Raw genomic sequence first — 24,319 nt, 5'->3', positions numbered from 1 at the left:
ACGTCGCCGCCTCGTGGCTTGTCCTATGGGTACGTCACCTCCACGAAAGGAGAACGATGCTCTCGTACATCATCCGGCGCCTGCTTCAGCTGATCCCCGTGTTCTTCGGGGCCACTCTGCTGATCTACGCCCTCGTCTTCCTGATGCCGGGCGATCCCATCGCCGCGCTCTTCGGCGACAAGCCTCCGGCTCAGTCGCTGATCGATGCCATCCGTGCTCAGTACCACCTGGATCAGCCGTTCCTGGTGCAGTACTACTACTACATCCTCGGTGTCTTCCAGGGAGACATGGGGACGACCTTCTCCGGCCAGTCCGTGAACGAGGTCCTCGCCCGTACGCTCCCCGTCACCGGCCGGCTCGCGATCATGGCGATCGGGATCGAGTTCACCCTCGCGATCGTCGTCGGCACGTTCTCGGCGCTGCGCAAGGGCAAGCTCTTCGACCACGGCGCCCTCGTCGTGTCGCTGGTGTTCCTGTCCATGCCGATCTTCGTCGTGGCGTTCCTCGCGCAGTACTTCCTGGCGATCAAGCTCGGCTGGTTCAAAGCGACGGTCGGCGGGCAGAACGACTGGAACGATCTCTGGCTCCCGGCTCTCGTGCTCGGTCTCAGCCTGTTCGCGACGAGCATGAGGCTCATGCGCGGATCGGTGCTCGACACGCTCAACCAGGAGTGGGTGCGCACGGCGTACAGCAAGGGGCTCCCTCGCCGTCGAGTGATCCCCGTGCACGTCCTGCGCAACTCGCTGATCCCGGTGATCACGAACTCCGCGACCAACTTCGGCGTGCTGCTGGTCGGAGCGACCGTCACGGAGTTCATCTTCAACATCCCCGGCGTCGGCAACACCCTCTTCCACGCCACGCTCAAGCACGAAGGACCTACGATCGTCTCCTTCGTGACCGTGTTCGTCATCATCTACGTCCTGGTGAACCTGGCCGTGGATCTGCTCTACGGACTTCTCGACCCGAGGATTCGCTATGTCAGTCGATAACTCTTCGCACTACGTCGCGCCGGTCGCTGGGCCGGCGCCCGCCACGGACGCGGTCCGCGTCTCCGGAAAGCCCGCGAGCCTCTGGCGCGACGGATGGCGCGATCTGCGTCGTCGTCCGCTGTTCTGGATCTCGCTGGCCGTCGTCGCCCTCGTGCTGCTCATGGCGGTGTGGCCGACGCTGTTCACCCAGACCCCGCCGAACGACGGCTGCGAGCTGGCGAACTCGAACGAGGGTCCGGCTCCCGGGCATCCGCTCGGCTTCACCTTCCAGGGATGCGACATCTACGCCCGCATCGTCTGGGGCGCGCGCACGTCGCTGAGCGTCGGTCTGCTGTCGACCATCATCGGCTCCGGCATCGGCCTCATCATGGGCGCGATCGCGGGATACTACGGCGGATGGCTCGATGCGCTGCTCTCGCGCATCGGCGACATCTTCTTCTCGATCCCCTACGTGCTCGCGGCCGTCGTCGTGATGACGGTGTTCTCGCAGTACCGCAACGTGTTCACCCTCGCCCTCGCCATCGGCGGGTTCGCGTGGGCGTCCACCGCGCGTGTCGTGAGAGCCGAGATACTCAGGGTGCGGCAGGCGGAGTTCGTCACGGCATCCACCGCTCTCGGACTCTCGCGCTTCCGCATCCTCATCAAGCACGTCATCCCGAACGCGATCGCACCGCTGCTCGTGCTCACGACGCTGTCGCTCGCGGCGGCGATCGTGGCGGAGGCCACCCTGACGTTCCTCGGGGTCGGCATCGACGGCATGTCCTGGGGACGTGACATCAGTAACGCGCAGACGTCTCTGCGCGTCGCCCCGATGTCGCTGATCTATCCGTCGATCGCGCTCACGCTGACCGTGCTCGCGTTCATCATGCTGGGCGAGCTCATCCGAGACGCCCTCGACCCGAGAGCGAGGGCGAGCCGATGACCCGCAAGGAAGGCGTGCCGCCGATCCTCAGCGTCCGAGGACTGAAGGTCGCGTTCAAGGGCCAGGACGGGATGCGCGAGGTACTCCATGGGATCGACCTCGACATCCACCCTGGCGAGACCGTCGCGATCGTGGGGGAGTCGGGGTCCGGAAAGTCCACGACCGCCACCGCGATCGTGAACCTCCTCCCCGGGACCGGACGGATCACCGAGGGATCGGTGACCCTCTCCGGACGGGAGCTGACGGCCCTCAGCCGCGACGAGATCGAGCAGGTCCGGGGCCGTGACATCGGCTTCGTCCCGCAGGACCCGATGGCCAGCCTGAACCCGGTGTGGAGCATCGGATTCCAGGTCAAGGAGGCGATCAGGGCCAACGGCCTCGCCCAGGGGCGCCAGCAGGTCAAGGACCGTGCGATCGAGGTGCTGCAGCAGGCTGGGCTCGCGGATGCCGCGAACCGACTGCACCAGTACCCGCACCAGTTCTCCGGGGGCATGCGCCAGCGGGCGCTCATCGGGATCGGCCTCGCGGCCGACCCGAAGCTGCTCATCGCAGACGAGCCGACCTCGGCTCTGGATGTGACGGTGCAGCGGGTGATCCTGGATCACATGGCCTCGCTGACCGAGGAGCGCGACACGGCGGTGCTGCTCATCACCCACGATCTCGGACTCGCCGCTGAGCGGGCCTCGACGATCATCGTGATGAACAACGGCAACATCGTCGAGTCGGGTCCGAGCCTGGAGATCCTGCAGAATCCGCAGCACCCGTACACGAAGCGGCTCGTCGCCGCGGCGCCCAGCGTCGCGTCCCAGCGCATCCAGGCTCAGGTCGAGGATCGCGGGATCGAGACGCTGGCTGACCTGTCGGCGATCCCGCCGACGGTTCGGGTCGCGGGGCTCACGAAGGACTACAAGATCCGTCAGGGGCTCCTCCGCAGCGAGCCGTTCCGTGCGGTCGACGACGTCTCGTTCGAGATCCCCCGGGGCAAGACGCTCGCGCTCGTCGGCGAGTCCGGCTCGGGCAAGTCCACCGTCGCGAAGATGGTGCTCAAGCTCGAGGAGCCGACGAGCGGCATGATCGAGGTCGACGGCCAGGACGTGTCGAAGTTCTCGGCCGCGCAGGCTTTCGCGCTCCGTCGTCGGATGCAGCCGGTGTTCCAGGACCCTTACGGGTCGATGGACCCGCTGCGCAACATCGGCAACACGATCGCGGAGCCGCTCGACATCCATCGCATCGGGGACGCCGCGTCCCGACGTGAGCGGGTGCTCGAGCTGCTCGATCAGGTCTCGCTGCCGCAGGCCCTGATCACGCGATATCCGAACGAGCTGTCCGGCGGTCAGCGTCAGCGCGTGGCCATCGCCCGCGCGCTGGCGCTCAAGCCCGACATCGTCGTGCTCGACGAGGCCGTCTCGGCACTCGACGTGCTGGTGCAGGACCAGATCCTGAAGCTGCTCGCCGAGCTGCAGTCGGAGCTGGATCTCACCTACCTGTTCATCACCCACGACCTCGCGGTCGTGCGTGTGTCGAGCGACCTCGTCTGCGTCATGGAGCGCGGTCGCATCGTCGAGCAGGGCACCGTCGACGAGATCTTCGCGAACCCGCAGCAGGAGTACACCGAGAAGCTGCTGCACGCGATCCCCGGCGCCTCCATCCCGTTGGCCGGTCAGTGACGGCGAACTCACCCTCGGGTTCGGAGAGCGGGCGGACCTTCCGTCCGCTCTCCGGGCCCGTGACCCTCGTCCTCGCGGGGCTGATCGCGCTCTTCCTGCTCGGCGACGCCGTCGTCCGCGCAGGCTGGGCGCAAGCGGCGCTGCTCGCACCCTGGGTGCTGCTGGCGCTGTGGGTCCTGTACGAGATCAGCTTCGTGTCCCGCGTGCAGGTCGACGATCTCGGCGCCTCCGTGCATAACATGCTGCGGCGCACCTCGTTCGGCTGGAGCCGTGTGAAGGACATCGATCTGCGCTGGCAGCTCGAGTTCACCTTCGAGGACGGGAGCAAGACCTCCTGCTACGGCGGTCCTGCACGATCCCGTCCGCGGCGCAGCAGGATGCGCGAAGACGACCCCACGCCGCCCCGTGGGGGCGAGCACGACCTCGCCGACATCACCGCGCTGTGGCGCACCGCATCCTTCGAAGCGGATGCTCCGATCGTCCGGTCCTGGGACCTGCGGGCGCTCATCGCCCTCGGAGCGATCGTCGTCTGGGCCGTCGCATCGGTCCTCATCGCGAACTCCTGACACCCGAGCTCAGCCGGGCAGGCCGAATAGCGCGGGCCAGGTGGTGGCCGCCCAGGGGTAGCCGACGAAGACGGTCGCGTCGATGGCGAAGTGCGCCACGAGGAACGGCAGCAGGCGCCCGGTGCGCTGGAACAGCCAGCCGAAGAGCAGGCCCATCGCGAAGTTGCCGATGAAGGCGCCCGGCCCCTGGTAGAGGTGGTAGCTGGCACGCAGGGCCGAGGTCGCCAGGACGATCGTCCACGGTCCCCAGCCGAGCTGCTTCAGCCGAGCGAAGAGGTAGCCGAGCACGACGAACTCCTCCTGCAGCGCCGCTCGCGCGGCGGAGAGAAGCAGCACAGGGACCGTCCACCAGTAGGCGTCGAGCCCTCCGGGGTCGACGGCGACGAAGAGTCCGCTCGCGCGCCCGACGAGGTACAGAGCGAGACCGGGGACGCCGATCGCCACGACGAGCAGGATGCCGCGCCCGGCATCCCGTCCGATCCTGGTGCCGTCGAGGCCGAGCCGACCCAGGTGCGGGCGCGAGCTCTGCCACAGGAGGAAGCACACCAGGATCACGGGGACCAGCGAGAATCCGATCGACAGGACCTGATAGACGAGGTCGAAGACCTCGCGGTCGCTTCGCGAGGGGTTCAGCGTCGCCGTCTGATCCGCGAGGGGAGTGGAGTCGGTCAGACGGTAGGCCAGCTGCACGACCGCGTAGACCGCGGACTGGCCGAGACCGAGGCCGAGCACGATGGCGATCTCCCACCAGATGCGGGCGCGAGAGGGGGTGCGGGACGGGTCGACGCTGGTCACGCCCCCGATCGTACGACGTGCGCTCAGGAACCGGCTGCGCGCATACGGTATCCTGGAACGTCGGGTTCCCGGCGTTTCCCACCACCTTCTTAGGATTCCTGCATGGCGCACGCCCTCCGTTCAGACCTCCGCAACGTCGCAATCGTCGCTCACGTCGACCACGGCAAGACCACTCTCGTCGACGCGATGCTCCGCCAGACGGGCTCGTTCGGCGAGCACTCGCACGTCGAGGAACGCGCGATGGACTCCAACGACCTCGAACGTGAGAAGGGCATCACGATCCTCGCCAAGAACACGGCGATCACGTACAAGGGCAAGCACGCCGACGGCAAGGAGATCACGATCAACGTGATCGACACCCCCGGCCACGCCGACTTCGGCGGCGAGGTCGAGCGCGGCCTGTCCATGGTCGACGGCGTCGTGCTGCTCGTCGACGCGAGCGAGGGGCCGCTGCCGCAGACCCGCTTCGTCCTGCGTAAGGCTCTCGAGTCCAAGCTCCCCGTCATCCTCCTGGTCAACAAGACCGACCGCCCCGACGCCCGCATCGCGGAGGTCGAGGAGGAGGCCCACGACCTGCTGCTGGGGCTGGCATCCGACCTCGTCGACGACGTGCCCGACCTCGACGTCGACGCCCTGCTCGACGTGCCGGTCGTGTACGCGTCCGGTCGTGCCGGCGCCGCGTCGCAGAACCGTCCCGCCGACGGCTCGCTGCCCGACAACGACGACCTCGAGCCGCTGTTCGAGGCGATCCTCGAGCACGTGCCGGCTCCGGCGTACGACGACGAGGCTCCGCTGCAGGCCTGGGTCACCAACCTCGACTCCAGCCCGTTCCTCGGCCGCCTCGCCCTCCTGCGCGTCTTCAACGGCACGCTCAAGAAGGGCCAGACGGTCGCCTGGGTGCGCGCCGACGGCACCACCAGCAACGCCCGCATCACCGAGCTGCTGAAGACCCGCGCCCTCGAGCGCTACCCGGCCGAGTCCGCGGGCCCCGGCGACATCGTCGCCATCGCCGGCTTCGAGAACATCACCATCGGCGAGACCATCGCCGACCCGGATGACGTCCGTCCTCTCCCGGCGATCACGGTCGACGACCCCGCCATCTCCATGACCATCGGCACGAACACGTCGCCGCTCATGGGCAAGGTCAAGGGGCACAAGCTCACCGCTCGCATGGTGAAGGACCGCCTCGACAAGGAGCTGATCGGCAACGTCTCGCTGAAGGTCGTCGACATCGGCCGCCCCGACGCGTGGGAGGTTCAGGGCCGCGGAGAACTGGCCCTCGCCATCCTCGTCGAGAACATGCGCCGCGAGGGCTTCGAGCTCACCGTCGGCAAGCCGCAGGTGGTCACCAAAAAGATCGACGGCAAGACCTACGAGCCGTTCGAGCACCTCACGATCGACACGCCGGAAGAGCACCTCGGTGCGATCACGCAGCTCCTCGCGAACCGCAAGGGCCGCATGGAGAACATGACCAACCACGGCACCGGCTGGGTGCGCATGGAGTTCATCGTCCCGTCGCGCGGCCTCATCGGCTTCCGCAGCGAGTTCCTCACCACGACCCGCGGCACCGGCATCGCGAACGCGATCTCGCACGGGTACGAGCCGTGGGCAGGGCAGATCACCACGCGCCAGAACGGCTCGATCGTCGCCGACCGCCAGGGCGTCGTGACGCCGTTCGCGATGATCGCGCTGCAGGAGCGCATGTCCTTCTTCGTGCAGCCCACGCAGGAGGTCTACGAGGGCATGGTCATCGGTGAGAACTCGCGTGCAGACGACATGGACGTGAACATCACCAAGGAGAAGAAGCTCACCAACATGCGCTCGGCGAACGCCGACAACTTCGAGTCGATGACGCCTCCGCGTCTGCTGACCCTCGAGGAGAGCCTGGAGTTCGCGCGTGACGACGAATGCGTCGAGGTGACTCCGGAGAGCGTTCGCATCCGCAAGGTGATCCTCGACCAGACCGTGCGCGGCCGCGAGACCTCTCGTCTCAAGCGTCAGGACGCGAACGCCTGAGAATAGCCTGCGAGGTCGCTAGCCAGCACCTCCACGAAAGGGCCCCGTACCGCCGAGATGGCGCGCACGGGGCCCTTTTCTCATGAATTGTCCAGGTCGGACAGATTTTTCGTTCAGGAAGCGCGTACAGACTCGAAGACTTGCGCCTGGGACGAGCTCCCGATGAGTCTCCTGCGAGGGCGTACGACGACCCGAAAGTCGACCTCTTCATGCTTCAGAACACCCGTGCGCTTCAGCGCGCCGCCGCAGCGGCATCCGCCCGAGCTGCCGTCACCTCCCGCCGCCCGACCCTGCTCTTCGGCGCCGCGACCGCCGCGATCCTCGGGATCGCCCTGACGGTGGGGTTCACCTCCGCATCGGCAGCCGGAGCCGAGAACGGCGCACCGACCCCGGCAGCGGCCCAGCTGATCCCCGGCACCGTGCCGCTGGCGAAGATCGCCGACGAGGCCTCCACGTCGCTCGTGGAGGCGCGAGGCGCCGTGACCGCGGCCGAGAATCTCGCGGCCGACGTCGTGTCGTCGGGTCTCGATGTCGGTCCGATCGATGCGACCGTCGACACGAGCGAGCTCCGGGACGGCATCGATGCGCTCAAGGAGCGCGACGTCATGCCGCCGATGATCCTCGCCGTGCGCTCGGCCGACCTCGTCCAGGAGACGGACGAGGTCGTCGCCGCGACGGTCAGCCTGCAGTCCGCGTTCTCTGCGGCCCAGGAGAAGAAGGCTGCGGAGGATGCGGCCCGCGCGGCAGCGGAGCAGGCAGCCGCGGCGGCAGCGGCCCTCGCAGCGGCGAACACCCCTGACGGGGCGAAGGCCACTGCCCAGTCGATGGCCGCGAGCCAGTACGGCTGGGGAGCGGACCAGTTCTCCTGCCTCAGCTCGCTGTGGAACAAGGAGTCGAGCTGGAACTACCAGGCCCACAACCCGTCGGGCGCCACGGGCATCCCGCAGGCCCTGCCGGGGAGCAAGATGGCCTCCGCGGGCTCCGACTGGCAGACCAACGCCGCCACGCAGATCGCCTGGGGCCTCGGCTACATCTCCTCCGTGTACGGGACGCCGTGCAGTGCCTGGGGCCACTCCCAGGCCACCAACTGGTACTGATCGCGAGTCGCGCGGCTTGCGTGAGCCGCGCTTACCGCCGCAAAGGGCGGGTGCCTCGTGCAGGCGCCCGCCCTTCGCGATGACCCGGGGTCAGCGCAGCTCGGAGATGAGGACGGCGCTGGTGCCCGCGGCGACCGCTTCGAAGACGTGCGGGGCGTCGCCGGGGTAGGTGAGGTAGTCGCCGGGGTTCAGGAGCACGGGGTCCTCGGCCGGCCCGACCTGTGCCCGACCCGTCATGAGGACGACGTGCTCGATGGTGCCGGGGTGATGCGGGTCGGACCTCCTGGCGTCTCCAGGTTCAGCCTTGATCAGGTAGATGTCCCGGCGCGCACCGGGCGGGCTCGCCGAGAGCAGTGTCGCGCTGTAGGCGGCCGCCGATGACGGCACCCCGGCGAGGTCGTCGGCGCGGATCAGGGTGGGAGCGTGCGACTGCTGGTCGACGAGCACGGCGAACGGCACCCCGAGCGCCACGCCGAGCGCCCACAGCGTCTCGACGCTCGGATTGCCCGCCCCGCTCTCGAGCTGCGACACCGTGGCCTTCGATACGCCGGCGCGACGTGCGAGCTCGGAGACGGAGATCCCCGCGGCCTCCCGCTCTCGACGCAGGGTCCGTGCGATGCGGGTGCGCAGATCTTCCATGTGTTCATCATGTCAAACGATCGTTCGCTTGACTATGCGCCCTGGCGTGTTCAGAATGATGTTCATGTGTTCATCAGATCGAACAGTGTCTCCGTGAGCGCCGAGCGCGAGGTGTGGCGGGAGGCGCTCGGGGTCGTGCTCGCGACCAGTGCCTACGGCATCTCGTTCGGAGCCCTCGCGGTGGCGGCAGGCCTTGATGTCTGGCAGGCCTGTGTGCTGAGCCTGCTGATGTTCACCGGCGGCTCGCAGTTCGCCTTCGTCGGGGTCTTCGCCGCCGGCGGACTCACCGCCCTGCCGTCCGCAGTCGCCTCGGCCGCACTGCTGGGTGTGCGCAACGTCGCCTACGGCATGCGGATGTCGCCGATCATCGGCGGGGGAGCGATGCATCGCGCCTCGGCCGCGCACTTCACGATCGACGAGTCGACCGCCGTCGCGATCTCGCAGAGCGATCCTCGGCTGCGACGGATCGGGTTCTGGGTGACGGGCATCGGCATCTTCGCCGGCTGGAACGTCACCACGCTCATCGGCGCGCTCGTCGGAGACGTTCTCGGCGATCCCCGGGCGTGGGGGCTGGATGCCGCGGCGGCCGCCGCATTCCTCGCACTCCTGTGGCCCCGGCTGAAGCAGCGCCAGGCCATCGCGGTGGGCGCCGCCGCGGCCGTGGTCGCGGCATCCCTCACCCCGTTCATCATGCCGGGGCTCCCCGTGCTGGTCGCCGCCCTCGTCGCGATCCTGGTCGGCTGGTTCAACTGGTTCAGCGCGCCCGCCCCGCGTGCGGAGGCCGGCACATGAGCCTGTGGGGCGCGATCCTGCTCGCCGCCATCATCTGCCTCGCCCTGAAAGCCGTGGGGTATCTGGTGCCTCCCCGGGTGCTCGAGGAGCCGCGTCCCGCCCGCATCTCCGATCTGCTCACGGTCGCGCTGCTCGCCGCCCTCGTCGCGGTCCAGACGCTGGGAGCCGGGCAGGCGGTCGTCGTCGACGCGCGGGTGCCCGCGCTCCTGGTCGCCGCCGGGCTGCTGTGGTTGCGGCAGTCGTTCCTCGTCGTGGTGTTCGCGGCGGCGCTCGTCGCCGCGCTGCTGCGCCTCACGGGCCTCGCCGCCTGAGCCGCCCCTGCGTCCACAGGGTGCGCGCGTAGGATCGAGGGGTGAAGTGGCTCTCGAAGATCGTGTCGTGGATCGCCGCGGCGATGGTCGGCGGTGTCTTCGGCGTCGCCGGGACCATCGCCCACAGCGTGATGTGGGGTCCCGTCCCGATCGGGATCATCATCGGCACGATCGCCTGCGGATCGATCCTGATCGGCATCCGCGCCCTCACGCATGACCGTGCGGCCACGGTCGCGGCCGGACTCGGGATGGTCGGGATGCTGATGCTGATCTCTGGCGTCGGCCCCGGCGGATCCGTGGTCGTCCAGAACACGCCGGCCGGTCAGGTGTGGATCTACATCGTCGCCGGTCTGGTGCTGCTCACCGTGGCGTGGCCCTCTTTTCGGCGCCTCCCGGTGCGCACCGAGGCGGCCGCGCCGGCGCCCGAGGCGGACGCGCGCGCGTAGACTGATCCCGTGACGTATGTGATCGCCCTTCCGTGCGTCGATGTGAAGGATCGTGCCTGCATCGACGAGTGCCCCGTTGACTGCATCTACGAGGGTGAACGCTCGCTGTACATCCACCCCGACGAGTGTGTGGACTGCGGCGCGTGCGAGCCGGTGTGCCCCGTGGAGGCGATCTACTACGAGGACGACCTCCCCGAGGAGTGGCAGGACTACTACAAGGCCAACGTCGAGTTCTTCGACGAGATCGGCTCGCCCGGCGGCGCCGCCAAGGTCGGAGTCATCGCGCACGATCACCCCATCATCTCGGCCCTCCCGCCGCAGGGCGAGTAGCCGGTGAGCGTCCGCGACCTGGCTGATTACCCCTGGGATGCGGTCGTCCCCTACCGCGACAGGGCAGCGCAGCATCCACGCGGCATCGTCGACCTCTCCATCGGTTCCCCGGTCGATCCGACGCCCGAGATCGTGCGCAGGGCGTTGGCGGAGGCCACGGACGCGCACGCCTACCCGCAGACCGTCGGCACCCCCGCGCTGCGCGAGGCGATCGTCGACTGGTACTCCCGACGCCGCGGAGTGAGCGACCTGACCGTCGCGAACGTCCTCCCGACGATCGGCTCCAAGGAGCTGGTGGCGCTGCTGCCGACGCTGCTCGGACTCGGCGACGGCGACATCGTCGTGCATCCGCGTATCGCGTACCCGACGTACGAGGTGGGTGCCCGGGTGGCCGGAGCGACCCCTGTCGCCCTCGACGACCCCGCGGAATGGCCCGAGGGTGCGAAGCTCATCTGGATCAACTCCCCGGGCAACCCCGACGGCCGCACCTGGACGGTCGAGGAGCTGCGCGTCGCCGTCGACCGCGCGCGCGAGCTGGGCGCCGTTCTCGCCAGCGACGAGTGCTACGCGGAGCTCGGCTGGGACGGACGCTGGGCGAGTGAGCCGATCCCCTCGATCCTCGACCCCCGTGTGACGGGGGGAAGCCGGGCGAATCTGCTCAGCGTCTACTCCCTGAGCAAGCAGTCCAATCTCGCGGGCTATCGAGCGGCCTTCGTGGCCGGATGCGCGCGCATCGTGGGGGAGCTGCTCACCGCCCGCAAGCATCTCGGTCTCATGCCGCCGGCGCCGGTGCAGCACGCCATGGCCGTGGCTCTGGGCGATGAAGAGCACGTCCGCCTGCAGAAGGAGCTGTACCGCACCCGTCGTGACGCGCTTCGTCCGGCGCTGGAGGCCGCAGGCTTCCGCGTCGACGGATCCGAGGCGGGGCTGTATCTCTGGGCGACCGAGGGGCGTGACGCCTGGGAGAGCATGGACCGCCTGGCCGGTCTCGGCATCCTCGCCGGCCCCGGTCCGTTCTACGGCGCCCACTCCGGTGATCACATCCGGCTGGCGCTGACGGCTCCGACGGATCGCATCCTGGAGGCCGCTCGTCGCCTGAATGGTGAGAATCTGTAGGTTCTCCCTCGAAGTCCGCTGTCCTTTTGGCGGATGTCACAGTTGGTCATGGTGGCTACTAGGCTGTAAAGGCGATTCGGTCGTGACCCGACCTGGCGCTGTGCGCCGTGACATCGCCACTTCCGGCTTGATCAACACCCTTGAGGAGGCCCGCGTGAGCGCAGGGGCAGAGCAGCAGGCTACGGCGAAGCTGACGATCGGTGAGACCACCGCAGAATTCCCCGTGGTGCGAGGCACCGCAGGACACGACAGCATCGATTTCTCGACCCTGACCCGCCAGACGGGCTACACCGGACTCGACTACGGATTCGTCAACACCGCGTCCACGAAGTCCGCCATCACCTTCATCGACGGCGACAAGGGCATCCTGCGCTATCGCGGCTACCCGATCGAGCAGCTCGCGGGGCAGACCAGCTATCTCGAGGTCGCCTGGCTGCTCATCTACGGCGAACTCCCCTCGGCATCCGAGCTCGCGGAGTTCGACGAGAAGATCCGTCGCCACACCCTTCTGCACGAGGACCTCAAGCGCTTCTTCTCCGCGCTGCCGCACACCGCGCACCCGATGTCCGTGCTGTCCTCGGCGGTGGCCGCCCTCTCGACCTACTACGAGGGCCAGACCGACCCGCACAACCCCGAGCACGTCGAGCTGAACATGGTCCGCATGCTCGCCAAGCTGCCCGTGATCGCGGCGTACGCGCACAAGAAGAGCGTCGGCCAGGCGTTCCTCTACCCCGACAACTCGCTCGGCTTCGTCGAGAACTTCCTCAAGCTCAACTTCGGGGTTCACTCCGAGGAGTACCAGGTCAACCCGGTCATGTCGAAGGCCCTCGAGCTGCTGCTCATCCTCCACGAGGACCACGAGCAGAACGCATCGACCTCGACCGTCCGCCTCGTCGGATCGACCGGAGCGAACCAGTTCGCCTCGATCTCCGCCGGCATCCAGGCCCTGTCCGGCCCGCTGCACGGCGGAGCGAACGAGGCCGTCCTCACCATGCTCGGCCAGATCCGCGACTCCGGCCAGAGCGTGTCGCGCTTCGTCGACCGGGTGAAGAACAAGGAAGAGGGCGTGAAGCTGATGGGCTTCGGCCACCGGGTCTACAAGAACTACGACCCGCGCGCGAAGCTCGTCAAGGAAGCCGCCGGCGAGGTGCTCGCCGAGCTCGGCGTGACCGACCCGCTGCTCGACCTGGCGCAGGAGCTCGAGGAGATCGCCCTCGCCGACGACTACTTCAAGGAGCGGCGTCTCTACCCGAACGTCGACTTCTACACGGGCGTGATCTACAAGGCGATGGGCTTCCCGACGCGGATGTTCACCGTGCTGTTCGCGATCGGCCGCCTTCCCGGATGGCTTGCGCAGTGGCGCGAGCTCCAGCTCGACCCGCAGACGAAGATCGGTCGCCCGCAGCAGCTCTACACAGGGTCTCCCGAGCGCACGTTCCAGACCCGCTGAGCCGCCGACCGCGATGCCCGTCGTCAGCGCGGAGGCGATCGTTCCGGTCGATCCAGCGACGGCGTTCGCGGTGTCGCAGACGACGGGATCCGTCCGGCGACGCTGGGATCGCTTCATCAGCGAGCAGTATCTCCTCGACGGGGCGGATGCCGCAGCCAAGGGCGTGCGGACTTTCACCCGCCAGCGCTTCGGCTTCGGCATGGTGAGCCGCTACGTCTCCTACGCTCCGCCGACCAACGTCGGCATGGTGATGGAGCGCGGTCCGTGGTTCTTCGAGAAGCTCGGAGGCGGATGGCGCTTCACCGAGGTCCCGGAGGGGACGCTCGCGGTCTGGAAGTACAACTTCTCCTGCCGGCCCCGCTGGCTGGCTCCCGTGGCCGAGTGGATCGGCGCCCGCGTCCTCGGCGTCGAGATCAGGCGCAGGCTCGCCGGGTTCGTGAGCGGATGCTCCGACCCGGCCGTCCTCGCGGCTGTACAGCACTGACCGGGCCCTGCCCGTGCCCCTTCCCGGGCAGACGCCGACGCCCCACCTGCGCATCGACGCCCCATCGCGCTGACGTCTGTCAGGCGGGGCGTCGACGGCCAGATGGGGCGTCGATGCGGAAGGGTGCGGGTCAGCGACCCTGACGGGGCGCGCCGCCGCGGCGCTGGCCGCCCTGCGACTGGCGCTGGCCGCCCTGGCGGGCGCCGGCGGGCTGGCCCTGGCCACCCGCGCCGCTGCCTGAGCTGCGACGACGGCGACGGGCGGGCGGGTTCGCCGCGCCGCTCTTCTCGCCGCCGGCCGGGCGCTGCTTGGGCGCCTGACGCTGCTGCTGCTGGACCGGTGCGGGGCGCACATGCGGCGCGCGCTCCGGGACGAGCTCGGTGACGGCGGCCGTCGTGAGCTCCTCGAGCGGGGCCGTGATCGCGGCCTTGCGCAGGAGGTCCTTCACGTCACGGCGCTGCTCGGGCAGCACGACGGTCACGACAGTGCCCGCGGCGCCGGCGCGAGCCGTGCGGCCTGAGCGGTGCAGGTACGCCTTGTGCTCCATGGGCGGGTCGACGTGGACGACCAGGTCGACGTTGTCGACGTGCACGCCGCGTGCGGCGACATCGGTCGCGACGAGCACGCGCACGCCGCCGTCAACCGGGTCGGAGGAGAACGCGCCCAGGTTGCGCTCACGTGCGTTCTGCGACAGGTTGCCGTGCAGATCGACCGCGGGGATGCCCGCGGCGGTGAGCTGCTTGGCGAGCTTCTTCGCCTGGTGCTTGGTGCGGGTGAAGAGGATGCGGCGGCCGGTGCCCGACGCGAGGTCGCGCACGAGCGTGGTCTTGTTCTCGGTGGAGTCGACGACGAGCACGCGGTGCGTCATCTCGCCGACCGGCACGCTCTCCTCGTCGACCTCGTGGCTGACCGGGTTCGAGAGGAAACGGCGGGCGAGGCTGTCGATGCCCCGGTCCAGCGTCGCGCTGAACAGCAGGCGCTGTCCACCGGCGGGCGTCGCCTGGAGGATGCGGGTGACACCGGGCAGGAAGCCGAGGTCGGCCATGTGGTCGGCCTCGTCGAGCACGGTGACCTCGATCGCGCTGAGGCGCACGACCTGCTGCTTCATGAGGTCTTCGAGGCGGCCGGGGCAGGCCACGACGATGTCGACGCCGCCGCGCAGCGCCTGCTCCTGCGGACGCTGGCTGACGCCGCCGAAGACGGTCGTGACGGAGAGGCCGGCAGCCTCGGCGAGCGGGGCGACGGTCGCGGCGATCTGGGTGGCGAGCTCGCGCGTCGGTGCGAGCACCAGTCCGCGCGGGAGGCCGGAGCGGCGCTTGCCGCCGGAGGCAGCGAGGCGGGCGACGAGGGGCAGGGCGAAGGCGATGGTCTTGCCGCTGCCCGTGCGTCCGCGACCGAGCAGGTCGCGTCCGGCGAGGGAGTCGGGAAGGGTGTCGCGCTGGATGGCGAACGCCTCGGTCTTGCCGGAGGCGGCGAGAACGGCGGCGAGTTCGGCGGGCACGCCGAGTTCAAGGAAAGAAGGCATAGAGAAAAGCTCCGTAGGGCGCACGTATGACGGCGAGCCTGATAAAGGTGGGTATGAGGTGGGCGACGGCGCAGACAGCGCATCGGTTCGCCGTTCGAAAAGGCCAGGCTGATTGCTGGTTGTGGGAGCAGATCTCTGCTCGCTTCGGTCCTCGGAGACCCCGTTACGACGACGACGTCGCTCGACTGGCGGTACGAGCAACGCCGCCCAGTCTATCAGTGACCGGGCGGCGTGAGCTGAGCGCGCGCCGTATCAGCGCGTCGCGTCGTCTCGTGCGTCGAGTGTCAGGCGTGCAGGGCATCGTTGAGCGTGACGCCGACGCCGGTGCGGCGTACGGCCTCGACCGCCCCGCTCAGCGAGTTGCGCCGGAAGAGAAGGCCGTCCTGACCGGAGAGGTCGGCGCCCTTGACGGTCTTCTTCGTGCCGTCGGCGGTCACGGGACCGTCGACGAGGACGATCTTCGTGCCGGCGGTGACGTAGAGACCCGCCTCGACCACGCAGTCGTCGCCGAGGGAGATGCCGATGCCGGCGTTCGCACCGAGCAGGGTGCGTGCACCGATCGAGACGCGGTGCGCGCCGCCGCCGGAGAGCGTGCCCATGATCGACGCGCCTCCGCCGATGTCGCTGCCGTCGCCGACGACGACGCCCTGCGAGATGCGTCCCTCGACCATCGATGCGCCGAGAGTGCCGGCGTTGAAGTTCACGAAGCCCTCGTGCATCACGGTGGTGCCGGGGGAGAGGTGCGCGCCGAGGCGCACGCGGGAGGCATCCGCGATGCGGACGCCTGCGGGCTGCACGTAGTCGGTCAGACGTGGGAACTTGTCGAGCCCGGCGGCCTGGATGCCCGCGCGCTGCAGCAGCGGACGCAGGCGGTTGGCGTCGTCGGGGTGCACGGGACCGGCGTTGGTCCAGGCGACGTTCGGGAGGTGGGCGAAGATGCCGTCGAGGTTGAGCTCGTTCGGGCGCACCACGAGGTGCGAGAGGGCGTGCAGGCGCAGGTAGGCATCGGCCGTCGAGGTCGGCGCCGCATCGAGGTCGATCACGAGGTGAACGGTCTCAACGGTCACGTTGCGACGCTCGTCCGGACCCGCCAGCGCCTCGAACGTGATCAGTCCGGCCGCGGTGTCGCCGGCATCCGGCGTCCCCGTGCCGACCTCGGGGAACCAGGCGTCCAGAACGGTGCCGTCTCCGGCGATCGTCGTGAGACCAGTACCCCATACCGTGCGCGCGTCAGTCATGCGTTCAACGGTAGCGTCCATCGGCCGGGCGGTTCTCGCATGTGTCGCCCCGAGTTCTCGTGGATGCCGCGCTGAGTAGGCTGGTGACATGGTGCTCGATCTGACCGCGTCCTCCGTCGAACTCACTCGCGCGATCTGCGACACCCCCAGCGTCTCGGGTGATGAGAAGACCCTCGCCGATGAGATCGAGGCGGCGATCTCCGCGTACGGACACCTCGAGGTGATCCGCCACGGCAACACGATCGTCGCCCGCACCGATCTCGGTCGCGCGCAGCGCGTGGCGATCGCCGGCCACATCGACACCGTGCCGATCAATGGGAACGTTCCGACGAAGGACATCGAGCTCGACGGGCAGCCCTACCTGTGGGGCAGAGGCACCGTCGACATGAAGGCGGGCACGGCCGTCCAGCTGAAGCTCGCCGCCGAGCTGTCCGATCCCGTCGTCGACATCACGTGGATGTGGTACGACAACGAGGAGGTCGAGGCGTCGAAGAACGGCCTCGCGCTGCTCGCCGCCGATCGCCCCGAGCTCTTCGCCGCCGACTTCGCGATCCTGGGTGAGCCGTCGAACGGCGAGGTCGAGGGCGGATGCAACGGCACGCTGCGCGCCGTGGTGCGCACCCACGGCGTCCGCGCCCACGCGGCGAGAGCGTGGATCGGCGAGAACGCGATCCACAAGGCGGCGCCGATCCTCTCCCGTCTCGCCGAGTACCGGGCGCGCGAGGTCGAGGTCGAGGGGCTGCTGTACCGGGAGAGCCTCAGCGCGGTGCGCATCGCCGGGGGCGTCGCCGGCAACGTCATCCCCGACGCGTGCGAGGTCGAGGTCAACTACCGGTTCGCGCCGAGCGCATCGGCCGCTGAAGCCGAGGAGCACATCCGCAGCGTGCTCGCCGGGTTCGACGTCGAGATCACGGATGCCGCCGAAGGTGCGCGTCCCGGTCTGGACGCGCCGATCGCGAAGCAGTTCGTCGAGGCGGTCGGCGCGGTGCCGCAGCCGAAGTACGGCTGGACCGACGTCGCCCGGTTCTCGGCTCTCGGCATCCCGGCCGTGAACTACGGGCCGGGGGATCCGCACCTCGCCCACCACGACGAGGAGCGGGTGCCGCTCGCCCAGATCGACGCCGTCGAGCGCGGACTGCGCGCATGGCTCACCTCGCACTGATCGCGGCGCGCCGCTGGGCGCACGTCCCGCATGCGGCGCGCATCGCCGTGATCTATGTGGTCGCGCGCCTGGTCACGACCGCCTTCCTGATCGTCGCCGCGACCCAGTCCACGTCTCTGTCGCGCTTCGGGGCGCAGCCGGGACTCGGGACCTTCGTGCTCGGCTGGGATGCGCAGTGGTACTGGTCGGTCGCCGACTTCGGATACCCATCGACGCTGCCGCTCACCGATTCCGGCGATGTCGCGGAGAACACCTGGGCGTTCATGCCCCTGTACGCATATGCGGCGAAGATCGTGGGACTTCCGTTCGGTTCCTGGGGAGCGGGAGCCTTCCTGATCTCGCTGGTGGCCGGGTACTTCGCGTGCCTCGTGCTGCACCGTCTGCTGCGCGACAGGATCGGTCGTTCGGCCGCGACCTGGGCTGTGATCTTCTTCGCGGCGGGACCGATCGCCGCGATGTTCCAGGTGGGATACGCCGAGACGCTGTTCCTCCTGCTTCTGTTCCTGTCGCTCGACGCGGTCGCCCGCCGACGATATGCGCTGCTGTATCTGCTGATCCCGCTGATGGCGTTCACCCGACCCGGGGTGCTCGCCTTCGCGCTCTACCTCGGTCTGCACGGCATCCTGCGGTGGATCCATCGCCGGAGCGACCCGCTGCCGAGCAGGGAGATCCTTCACATCGTCGCGGCGGGCGCCCTCGCGACGGCATGCGGCTTCGCCTGGCAGGTGATCGCCGGCATCGCCACGGGAGATGCCGGAGCCTATCTCGCGACCGAACTCGCCTGGCGCTCGAACTGGATCATCGGCGGCGTCGAGGGCTTCATCCCCTTCGAGGGGTGGGTTCAGGCATCCCAGTTCTGGTTCGGGCAGTGGGGGATGCCGCAGTCCTGGGGTCCGATCGCCCTGGCTCTTCTCGTCGTGGCGGCCGGCATCGTGCTCCTCTACGCGCGCAGAGTGCGTGCGCTGGGCGCCGATCTGAGACTCTGGAGCGCCAGCTACCTGCTGTATCTCCTCGCGGTCTTCTTCCCGCAGTCGAGCACGTTCCGGCTGCTGCTCCCGCTGAGTCCGCTGTGGGGAGCGGTGGCGGCACCGCGATCCCGGCTGTGGCGTCTGGCGGTTCTCCTCGCCTGTCTCGCCGGTCAATGGACCTGGATCCACTACGTCTACGCGCTCGGGAACACCTTCTGGCAGGTGCCGTGAATGTAAATGATTGATGCATTTCTTCACAGGCGACATCCCGAGCTCGGTGACACCCGATAAACTGATTGCATACCACCGAGGAAAAGGAGCCACGATGGCAGCGATGAAGCCGAGGACCGGAGACGGACCTATGGAGGCCGTGAAAGAAGGACGACTCATCATCGTGCGTGTCCCGCTCGAGGGAGGCGGACGCCTGGTCGTCTCCGTGAACGATGCTGAGGCGAAGGAGCTTCACGACGTGCTCGCCGCGGTCGTGACGCCGGCCTGACACACTTCGAACTCTGAGAAGAGGGCGACGGATCTTCGGATCCGTCGCCCTCTTCCTCGTCTCGGGGCAGCGCGAGTGCGGCGCGGCGCGTCGAACCGTTGGAAACGGCGGGTTCAGTGTGCAGCGACCCGCCACGTGCGACGGCTCGCGCACGGGGAGGGGCTCGCGCGGCGAGAGTAGCTCAGTCGGCTTCGACGCTGATGAGCTGCAGCAGACCCTCGCCCGCGGGGGAGACCGTCGCCAGCACCGCGGAGGACTCCTGCGTCTCCTGGACGAGCGAGCGGTACGCCGAGGTGACCTCATCGCGCTGCACGGGGTCGGCGACGCGACCTCCGGCAAGGATCCGCGGGACGAGCACCATGCCGCCCGTCCTGACCAGGCGCAGGCCGTGCTCGACGTAGTCGATGACGTTCTCCGCGTCGGCATCGACGAGGACGATGTCGTAGGAGGCCTCGTTCATGCGGGGGAGCACATCCGCCGCGCGTCCGGTGATGAATCGCGCCTTGGTCGCGGGGATGCGCGCATCGGCGAACGCCTGACGTGCCGCAGCAAGATGCTCCGGCTCGTTGTCGATCGACGTGAGCACCGCCTGGGGGGCTCCGCGCAGCAGCCAGAGCCCGGAGACTCCCGCTCCCGTCCCGATCTCGACGATCGACCGGGCGCCGGTGGCCGCGGCGAGCACGGCGATCTGCGAGCCGACCGCTGCGCTGATGGGCGCGGCGCCGAGCTCGACCGCGTGTGCGCGGGCGCGGGCGATGGATGTCGGCTCCACGATGGATTCGCGGAGGAAACGCGCGTTCGCGTCGTGCTCGCTCATAGCCCTGGTTCTCCCGCCTGAGGTGTGACTTCTCCCAGGGTATGCGGTCGGCGTGCATCGAAGAGGCAGGCGCGGCGGTAGCCTGGACAGATGCAACTCGGGATCTCGTTCGAGAAGATTCTGCTGATCGGGCTGATCGCGGTTCTCATCGTGGGTCCTGACCGCCTGCCCCGCTACGCCGAGGCGTTCGCGAAACTGGTCCGTCGCGGCGGCGAGATGCTGCGCGACACCAAGTCGCGGGTGCGCGAGGAGATGGGTCCGGAGATCGACGACGTCGACTGGCGCAAGCTCGACCCGCGCCAGTACGACCCGCGCCGCATCATCCGCGACGCGCTGTTCGACGACGGTCCCGCCCCGGCGGCGGCGGCATCCGCGGCGCTCGCGGAGCCGACCCCCGCCGCACCGCGTTCGCCGATCGAGAGGCCGGAGTTCTCGCGCACGAGCCTTCCGCCGTTCGACATCGAAGCCACGTGAGCGACGGGTCGACGCAGCAGAGGCACAAGGATCAGGTCGCGTTCGCGGCCGCGGCGCTGTGCGCGATCGCGGGTGTGCTGATCTGGATGCTCTGGGTTCTGCCCATCGCCCGGTCCGTCGGTGAGGCTGCTCCGACTCCGGTCGGCGACAGCATGACGGTGGAACTCGCGGCCGGCGAATCCGCAGGCCTCTGGGGGAGCGGGCACTCCGTCATATTCGGCACCGTGGACTGCTCCGTCGTGTCTCCGGATGGAGACCCCGTGACGCAGCACGGCCCCCCAGCGCTCACCTGGGACGACACGGTGTGGTGGATGAATCCGCGCCCGGGATTCGAGCAGTTCGCGCAGTTCACCGCCGCGGATGCCGGTGCGCACAAAGTGAGCTGCGTCGACTCCCTCGACACCTACGGGGGCGAGTACCTCGTCGCGGGAGACACGTTCGGCACGGGGAGCATCGGGCTCGGCCGCACCGGTTCGAACGACTTCGCGGTCGGCACGCTGCTCGCTTTCGGCGCCGTCGTCTGCCCGCTCTTCGCGGTGCTGGTCGTCATCGTCATCCCGCTGCGGCGGCTGCGCGACCGACGCAGGGCGCGCCGCTGACTCAGCCGATCTTCGCGCGGAGGATCGCGATGTCCTCGTCGGCGAGGAGCGCGCGGGGCACGGCGGTGACCACGGACGCCTTACGCAGCTTCAGCAGCACGGCGTCCCGTCCGGCGCGGACGCTCTGGAACTCGGCGTACGGCACCGTGGAGGTGCGGGTGGCGGCGCCGATCCTCAGCGCATCGTCGCCGACGGACACCCACACGTCCGTCCCCGGGGGCATCGCCGCACGCACGGCCCGGCGTGCGGACGCCACGGTCAGCCAGACGGCGTAGAGGCCGAGCAGGGTCACGGCGACCGGCATCCAGGCGGTGAGCGCCCCTGCGCCGCTTCCGGCGGCGTCGAGGTTCAGGATGCTGGTGATCAGGGCCGCGACGAGGGCCGCCCACATCACGAGCGCCCAGGGACGGGTGAGCGAGTAGATGGACGCGTCGCGTGCCATGCGGCGCAGCAGGCTCTCGTCGACCGTGAGGGATCCGTTCATTCGTCAGCTCACCCGCATCGGCAGGGAGCGCCCGGCGAGTCCGCGTCCCTGCTCCGTGAGCGAGCGGGCGAGGTCGCGGATGGCGATGGCCGCTGCGTCCGCCGGATCGCCGATCACGACGGGGACGCCCTCGTCGCCGCCGACCCTCAGCGCAGGGCTGAGCGGGATGCTGGCGAGCAGCGGGACCTGGCCGTCGGTCGAGAGCGCGTCGGCGACCGCAGCGCCTCCTCCGGAGCCGAACAGGTCGAGCACGGAGCCGTCCGGCAGCGTGAACGCCGCCATGTTCTCGACGACGCCGATCACGCGCTGTCCGGTCTGGCGTGCGACGAGGCCGCTGCGGATGGCGACGTCGGATGCCGCCGCCTGCGGAGTGGTGACCACGAGGACCTCGGCGTGGGGCAGGATCTGCCCGATCGAGATCGCGATGTCGCCCGTGCCGGGGGGCATGTCGATCAGCAGGATGTCGAGATCGCCGAAGAAGACATCGGTGAGGAACTGCTGCACCGTGCGGTGCAGCATCGGTCCGCGCCAGGCGACCACGGCCTCTCCGTCGCGGAGGAACATGCCGATCGAGATCGTCTTCACCCCGTGCGCCACAGGGGGGAGCATGAGGTCGTCGATGCGGGTCGGCTGCGTGCCGGCGGGGATGCCGAGCAGCCCGGGGATCGAGAAGCCGTGCACGTCGGCGTCGACCAGTCCGACGGCGAGCCCCTGCTCGGCGAGGGCCACGGCGAGGTTCGCGGTCATGGTGGACTTTCCCACCCCGCCCTTGCCGCTGGAGACGAGGATGACCCTGGTCAGGGAGTCGGGGCCGAACGGCATCTGCCTCGCGGGCCTGCCGTCGCGGAGCTTCTCGGTGAGCGCCTTGCGCTCCGCCGGTGTCATGACGCCCACCTCGACGTCGACCTCGTCGACACCGGGGACGGATGCCGCGGCCGCCCGCACGTCCGACTCGATGCGGGCTGCAGCGGGGCAGCCCACGATCGTGAGCACGATGGCGACCTGCGCCCTCGTGCCGTCGAGCGAGATGTCGCGCACCATGTCGAGGTCGCCGATCGGGCGGCGCAGCTCGGGGTCGGTGACCGCCGAGACCGCCGAGCGGATCGCGTCGGCGGAGGTCATGACTTCTTGTCTGGGGTGTCTTCGAGCTCGGCGAGCAGCGCCTTCAGCTCCTGACGGAGCACGTCGCGAGTGACGGCCTGCGCGTTGCGCTCCTCGAGCGACATGCGCAGCGCGACGATCTCGCGGGCGAGGTACTCGGTGTCGGCGAGGTTGCGCTCGGCGCGCTGTCGGTCCTGCTCGATCTGCACGCGGTCCCGGTCGTCCTGCCGGTTCTGCGCGAGCAGGATGAGCGGAGCCGCGTAGGAGGCCTGCAGAGACAGCATCAGGGTCAGTGCGGTGAACCCGAGCGCGGCGTCGTCGAAGCGGACGCTGTCGGGCATCAGCGTGTTCCAGCCGATCCAGAGCACGCAGAACAGGCTCAGGAGCAGAAGGAACGCGGGTGTGCCCATCGCCCGCGCGATCCACTCGGTGAAGCGGCCGAAGCGGTCGCGCGAGACGGGCTTCTGGCGAACCGCGCCGCGGCCGAGGGGGGCGTCGAGCCTGGCGTTGTTCTTCGCCATCAGCGCACCTCCTTCGCCGGCTGCTCGTCGTCGTCGTGCGTGCGCCAGTCGTCGGGCAGCAGGTAGTCGAGCACGTCGTCGACGCTGATCGCTCCGACGAGGCGGTGGGCGGCGTCGATGACCGGAAGCGACACGAGGTCGTAGCTGGCGAGCATCCTCGCCACCTCGGCGGCGGACGCCGTGACGGGGACGGGTTCGAGGCTGTCGTCGACGATCGCGCCGAGGCGTTCGTGCGGGGGATAGCGCAGCATGCGCTGGAAGTGCACGACGCCGAGCAGGCGACCGGTTGGTGTCTCGAACGGCGGGAGGGTCACGAACACCGCGGCGGCGAGGGCGGGGTGCAGCTCGTGACGTCGGATCAGCGCGAGCGCCTCGGCGACCGTCGCGTCGGCCGAGAGGATGATCGGCTCGGGCGTCATCAGACCGCCCGCCGTGTCGGGGCCGTAGCGCAGCAGCATCCTGACGTCCTCGGCCTCCTCCGGCTCCATCAGGGCCAGCAGGTGCTCCAGACGCTCGGGCGGGAGCTGGGCGAGGAGGTCGGCCGCGTCGTCGGGCTCCATCTCGTCGAGGACGTCGGCGGCGCGCTCGTCGCCCAGGCGATCGAGGATGTCGACCTGATCGTCTTCGGGCATCTCCTCGAGGGCGTCGGCGAGGCGGTCGTCGGAGAGCTCCTCCGCCACCTCGATCAGACGCTGCTGAGGCAGGTCGAGCAGCGTCGTGGCGAGGTCGGCCGCGTGCAGCTCGGAGTACGAGGCGACCAGCTGCTCCGCCGACTGGGACTCGCCGGGTGCGCGTTCCTCCGACACCTCGCTCCATGCGGCGAACGTGGTCGGCCCCTTCGCGAAGGGGGAGGCGCTGGTCTTCGGCCTGCGGAGGAACAGCTGGCTGATGGCCCACTCGCCGAGGCGGTTCGGCTCGATCGCGACGTCCTCGATCACGGCGGTGCCGCTGCCGTCGACGAGGCTGACGCGTCTGCCCAGCAGCTCGGCGAGCACGCGCACCTCACCGGCGCGCGGGGAGAACCGGCGCACGTTGATGAGGCCGGTGCTGATGACCTGGCCGGCGCGGATCGAGGTGACGCGTCCGATCGAGAGGAACACCTGCCTGCGGCCGGGGATCTCCACCACGAGACCGATCACGCGCGGGGCGGCGGTACTTCGGTACACGATGACGACGTCACGGACTTTGCCGAGCCGGTCGCCCACGGGGTCGAAGACGGCGCAGCCTGCCAGGCGCGCGGCGAATACCCGTTGTGTGCTCACCCGTCCAGCGTAGTGCGCGCCTCCGTGTGAGCGGCCCCGGTTCGCCGCG

General features: G+C 69.2%; 27 protein-coding genes. 18 read left to right on the top strand and 9 right to left on the bottom strand.

Features of this window, described 5'->3' with window-relative positions; all coding sequences use genetic code 11:
- The first annotated feature begins 56 nt into the window (after positions 1-56).
- The 4 genes from LC438_RS12450 to LC438_RS12435 are packed head-to-tail and all read left to right on the top strand — an operon-like array spanning position 57 to position 4,144.
- On the top strand, positions 57-989 hold the full coding sequence (locus tag LC438_RS12450) for an ABC transporter permease (protein WP_223586741.1): 933 nt from the start codon (positions 57-59) through the stop codon (positions 987-989).
- The gene (locus tag LC438_RS12445; RefSeq protein ID WP_223586740.1) at positions 976-1,911 is read left to right on the top strand and encodes an ABC transporter permease; all 936 of its coding nucleotides are present in this window, start codon (positions 976-978) and stop codon (positions 1,909-1,911) included. Before LC438_RS12450 ends, LC438_RS12445 begins: the two co-directional genes overlap by 14 nt.
- The gene (locus tag LC438_RS12440; RefSeq protein WP_223586739.1) at positions 1,908-3,578 is read left to right on the top strand and encodes an ABC transporter ATP-binding protein; all 1,671 of its coding nucleotides are present in this window, start codon (positions 1,908-1,910) and stop codon (positions 3,576-3,578) included. The genes LC438_RS12445 and LC438_RS12440 overlap by 4 nt, the downstream gene beginning before the upstream one ends.
- A 59-nt stretch (positions 3,579-3,637) precedes the next feature.
- Positions 3,638-4,144, top strand: a complete 507-nt coding sequence (locus LC438_RS12435; RefSeq protein WP_223586738.1) for a PH domain-containing protein — start codon at positions 3,638-3,640, stop codon at positions 4,142-4,144.
- Positions 4,145-4,153: 9 nt separating this feature from the next.
- On the opposite strand, the gene LC438_RS12430 is transcribed toward LC438_RS12435, so the two are convergent.
- The gene (locus tag LC438_RS12430) at positions 4,154-4,939 is read right to left on the bottom strand and encodes a CPBP family intramembrane glutamic endopeptidase (protein ID WP_223586737.1); all 786 of its coding nucleotides are present in this window, start codon (positions 4,937-4,939) and stop codon (positions 4,154-4,156) included.
- Between the two features lie 102 nt (positions 4,940-5,041).
- Here LC438_RS12430 and typA point away from each other — a divergent pair, with 102 nt between their 5' ends.
- The gene (typA, locus tag LC438_RS12425; protein ID WP_223586736.1) at positions 5,042-6,955 is read left to right on the top strand and encodes a translational GTPase TypA; all 1,914 of its coding nucleotides are present in this window, start codon (positions 5,042-5,044) and stop codon (positions 6,953-6,955) included.
- Positions 6,956-7,164: 209 nt separating this feature from the next.
- A complete protein-coding gene (locus LC438_RS12420) occupies positions 7,165-8,052 on the top strand; it encodes a phospholipase (RefSeq protein ID WP_223586735.1) in 888 nt (295 codons plus the stop codon).
- Positions 8,053-8,142: 90 nt separating this feature from the next.
- Here the strand turns inward: LC438_RS12420 and LC438_RS12415 are convergent, their stop codons facing one another.
- Entirely contained in the window at positions 8,143-8,691 is a 549-nt protein-coding gene (locus LC438_RS12415) for a helix-turn-helix domain-containing protein (protein WP_105672539.1), read from the bottom strand.
- 93 nt (positions 8,692-8,784) lie between these two features.
- On the opposite strand from LC438_RS12415, the gene LC438_RS12410 reads away from it, so the two are divergent.
- The 7 genes from LC438_RS12410 (at position 8,785) to LC438_RS12380 (ending at position 13,620) form a co-directional block, all read left to right on the top strand.
- Positions 8,785-9,483, top strand: a complete 699-nt coding sequence (locus tag LC438_RS12410) for an AzlC family ABC transporter permease (RefSeq protein ID WP_223586734.1) — start codon at positions 8,785-8,787, stop codon at positions 9,481-9,483.
- The gene (locus tag LC438_RS12405) at positions 9,480-9,794 is read left to right on the top strand and encodes an AzlD domain-containing protein (protein WP_223586733.1); all 315 of its coding nucleotides are present in this window, start codon (positions 9,480-9,482) and stop codon (positions 9,792-9,794) included. Before LC438_RS12410 ends, LC438_RS12405 begins: the two co-directional genes overlap by 4 nt.
- 41 nt (positions 9,795-9,835) lie before the next feature.
- Positions 9,836-10,240, top strand: a complete 405-nt coding sequence (locus LC438_RS12400; RefSeq protein ID WP_223586732.1) for a histidinol dehydrogenase — start codon at positions 9,836-9,838, stop codon at positions 10,238-10,240.
- A 9-nt stretch (positions 10,241-10,249) separates the two neighbouring features.
- Positions 10,250-10,570 carry a ferredoxin gene (fdxA, locus tag LC438_RS12395; RefSeq protein WP_091231642.1) on the top strand — a complete coding sequence of 107 codons (321 nt, stop codon included), beginning with the start codon at positions 10,250-10,252 and terminating at the stop codon, positions 10,568-10,570.
- Positions 10,571-10,573: 3 nt separating this feature from the next.
- Positions 10,574-11,686, top strand: a complete 1,113-nt coding sequence (dapC, locus tag LC438_RS12390) for a succinyldiaminopimelate transaminase (protein ID WP_105672537.1) — start codon at positions 10,574-10,576, stop codon at positions 11,684-11,686.
- 154 nt (positions 11,687-11,840) lie between these two features.
- On the top strand, positions 11,841-13,136 hold the full coding sequence (locus tag LC438_RS12385; RefSeq protein ID WP_105672536.1) for a citrate synthase: 1,296 nt from the start codon (positions 11,841-11,843) through the stop codon (positions 13,134-13,136).
- A gap of 13 nt (positions 13,137-13,149) precedes the next feature.
- The gene (locus LC438_RS12380) at positions 13,150-13,620 is read left to right on the top strand and encodes an SRPBCC family protein (protein ID WP_223586731.1); all 471 of its coding nucleotides are present in this window, start codon (positions 13,150-13,152) and stop codon (positions 13,618-13,620) included.
- A gap of 130 nt (positions 13,621-13,750) precedes the next feature.
- On the opposite strand, the gene LC438_RS12375 is transcribed toward LC438_RS12380, so the two are convergent.
- Positions 13,751-15,145 carry a DEAD/DEAH box helicase gene (locus LC438_RS12375; protein ID WP_223586730.1) on the bottom strand — a complete coding sequence of 465 codons (1,395 nt, stop codon included), beginning with the start codon at positions 15,143-15,145 and terminating at the stop codon, positions 13,751-13,753.
- A 284-nt stretch (positions 15,146-15,429) separates the two neighbouring features.
- Positions 15,430-16,383, bottom strand: coding sequence for a 2,3,4,5-tetrahydropyridine-2,6-dicarboxylate N-succinyltransferase (gene dapD, locus LC438_RS12370; RefSeq protein ID WP_223586729.1), 954 nt, complete (start codon positions 16,381-16,383; stop codon positions 15,430-15,432).
- 88 nt (positions 16,384-16,471) lie between these two features.
- On the opposite strand from dapD, the gene dapE reads away from it, so the two are divergent.
- From dapE to LC438_RS12355, 3 genes are all read left to right on the top strand, one after another.
- On the top strand, positions 16,472-17,545 hold the full coding sequence (gene dapE / locus LC438_RS12365; protein WP_223586728.1) for a succinyl-diaminopimelate desuccinylase: 1,074 nt from the start codon (positions 16,472-16,474) through the stop codon (positions 17,543-17,545).
- Positions 17,527-18,744, top strand: coding sequence for a hypothetical protein (locus LC438_RS12360; protein WP_223586727.1), 1,218 nt, complete (start codon positions 17,527-17,529; stop codon positions 18,742-18,744). Before dapE ends, LC438_RS12360 begins: the two co-directional genes overlap by 19 nt.
- 94 nt (positions 18,745-18,838) lie before the next feature.
- Positions 18,839-19,012, top strand: coding sequence for a DUF3117 domain-containing protein (locus LC438_RS12355; RefSeq protein WP_067122349.1), 174 nt, complete (start codon positions 18,839-18,841; stop codon positions 19,010-19,012).
- Between the two features lie 181 nt (positions 19,013-19,193).
- Here the strand turns inward: LC438_RS12355 and LC438_RS12350 are convergent, their stop codons facing one another.
- Complete coding sequence (locus LC438_RS12350) at positions 19,194-19,829, bottom strand: O-methyltransferase (protein WP_105672530.1); 636 nt, start codon at positions 19,827-19,829, stop codon at positions 19,194-19,196.
- A gap of 90 nt (positions 19,830-19,919) precedes the next feature.
- Between LC438_RS12350 and LC438_RS12345 the strand changes: the two genes are divergently transcribed.
- Positions 19,920-20,303, top strand: a complete 384-nt coding sequence (locus LC438_RS12345) for a twin-arginine translocase TatA/TatE family subunit (protein WP_105672529.1) — start codon at positions 19,920-19,922, stop codon at positions 20,301-20,303.
- Positions 20,300-20,902, top strand: a complete 603-nt coding sequence (locus tag LC438_RS12340) for a hypothetical protein (protein ID WP_105672528.1) — start codon at positions 20,300-20,302, stop codon at positions 20,900-20,902. Before LC438_RS12345 ends, LC438_RS12340 begins: the two co-directional genes overlap by 4 nt.
- A gap of 1 nt (position 20,903) precedes the next feature.
- On the opposite strand, the gene LC438_RS12335 is transcribed toward LC438_RS12340, so the two are convergent.
- Genes LC438_RS12335 through LC438_RS12320 form a run of 4 tightly spaced genes read right to left on the bottom strand, consistent with a single transcriptional unit; the run spans position 20,904 to position 24,270 of the window.
- Positions 20,904-21,386 (bottom strand): hypothetical protein, encoded by a 483-nt coding sequence (locus tag LC438_RS12335; protein ID WP_105672527.1) that lies wholly within the window; start codon positions 21,384-21,386, stop codon positions 20,904-20,906.
- A 3-nt stretch (positions 21,387-21,389) separates the two neighbouring features.
- Positions 21,390-22,508, bottom strand: coding sequence for an Mrp/NBP35 family ATP-binding protein (locus LC438_RS12330; RefSeq protein ID WP_223586726.1), 1,119 nt, complete (start codon positions 22,506-22,508; stop codon positions 21,390-21,392).
- Positions 22,505-23,008: a DUF1003 domain-containing protein gene (locus tag LC438_RS12325; RefSeq protein ID WP_105672525.1), complete on the bottom strand. Its 504-nt coding sequence runs from the start codon at positions 23,006-23,008 to the stop codon at positions 22,505-22,507. Before LC438_RS12325 ends, LC438_RS12330 begins: the two co-directional genes overlap by 4 nt.
- Positions 23,008-24,270, bottom strand: a complete 1,263-nt coding sequence (locus LC438_RS12320) for a magnesium transporter MgtE N-terminal domain-containing protein (protein ID WP_105672524.1) — start codon at positions 24,268-24,270, stop codon at positions 23,008-23,010. The genes LC438_RS12325 and LC438_RS12320 overlap by 1 nt, the downstream gene beginning before the upstream one ends.
- Positions 24,271-24,319 lie beyond the last annotated feature (49 nt).

It is taken from the genome of Microbacterium sp. OVT16B (assembly GCF_019969705.1).
Taxonomy (GTDB): Bacteria; Actinomycetota; Actinomycetes; order Actinomycetales; family Microbacteriaceae; genus Microbacterium; species Microbacterium natoriense.
The sequence above is the reverse complement of the archived record's forward strand: the minus strand, read 5'-3'. Positions and strand labels throughout refer to the sequence as shown.

Excerpts from the sequence above, each read along its gene's own strand:
- LC438_RS12330 (WP_223586726.1), bottom strand. The coding sequence starts at position 22,508 with ATGACCTCCGCCGACGCGATCCGCTCGGCGGTCTCGGCGGTCACCGAC.
- typA (WP_223586736.1), top strand. The coding sequence starts at position 5,042 with ATGGCGCACGCCCTCCGTTCAGACCTCCGCAACGTCGCAATCGTCGCT.
- LC438_RS12350 (WP_105672530.1), bottom strand. The coding sequence starts at position 19,829 with ATGAGCGAGCACGACGCGAACGCGCGTTTCCTCCGCGAATCCATCGTG.
- LC438_RS12450 (WP_223586741.1), top strand. The coding sequence starts at position 57 with ATGCTCTCGTACATCATCCGGCGCCTGCTTCAGCTGATCCCCGTGTTC.
- LC438_RS12420 (WP_223586735.1), top strand. The coding sequence starts at position 7,165 with ATGCTTCAGAACACCCGTGCGCTTCAGCGCGCCGCCGCAGCGGCATCC.
- LC438_RS12380 (WP_223586731.1), top strand. The coding sequence starts at position 13,150 with ATGCCCGTCGTCAGCGCGGAGGCGATCGTTCCGGTCGATCCAGCGACG.
- LC438_RS12445 (WP_223586740.1), top strand. The coding sequence starts at position 976 with ATGTCAGTCGATAACTCTTCGCACTACGTCGCGCCGGTCGCTGGGCCG.
- dapD (WP_223586729.1), bottom strand. The coding sequence starts at position 16,383 with ATGACTGACGCGCGCACGGTATGGGGTACTGGTCTCACGACGATCGCC.
- LC438_RS12375 (WP_223586730.1), bottom strand. The coding sequence starts at position 15,145 with ATGCCTTCTTTCCTTGAACTCGGCGTGCCCGCCGAACTCGCCGCCGTT.
- LC438_RS12335 (WP_105672527.1), bottom strand. The coding sequence starts at position 21,386 with ATGAACGGATCCCTCACGGTCGACGAGAGCCTGCTGCGCCGCATGGCA.
- dapE (WP_223586728.1), top strand. The coding sequence starts at position 16,472 with ATGGTGCTCGATCTGACCGCGTCCTCCGTCGAACTCACTCGCGCGATC.
- LC438_RS12415 (WP_105672539.1), bottom strand. The coding sequence starts at position 8,691 with ATGGAAGATCTGCGCACCCGCATCGCACGGACCCTGCGTCGAGAGCGG.
- LC438_RS12405 (WP_223586733.1), top strand. The coding sequence starts at position 9,480 with ATGAGCCTGTGGGGCGCGATCCTGCTCGCCGCCATCATCTGCCTCGCC.
- LC438_RS12325 (WP_105672525.1), bottom strand. The coding sequence starts at position 23,008 with ATGGCGAAGAACAACGCCAGGCTCGACGCCCCCCTCGGCCGCGGCGCG.
- LC438_RS12360 (WP_223586727.1), top strand. The coding sequence starts at position 17,527 with ATGGCTCACCTCGCACTGATCGCGGCGCGCCGCTGGGCGCACGTCCCG.
- LC438_RS12440 (WP_223586739.1), top strand. The coding sequence starts at position 1,908 with ATGACCCGCAAGGAAGGCGTGCCGCCGATCCTCAGCGTCCGAGGACTG.
- LC438_RS12345 (WP_105672529.1), top strand. The coding sequence starts at position 19,920 with ATGCAACTCGGGATCTCGTTCGAGAAGATTCTGCTGATCGGGCTGATC.
- LC438_RS12355 (WP_067122349.1), top strand. The coding sequence starts at position 18,839 with ATGGCAGCGATGAAGCCGAGGACCGGAGACGGACCTATGGAGGCCGTG.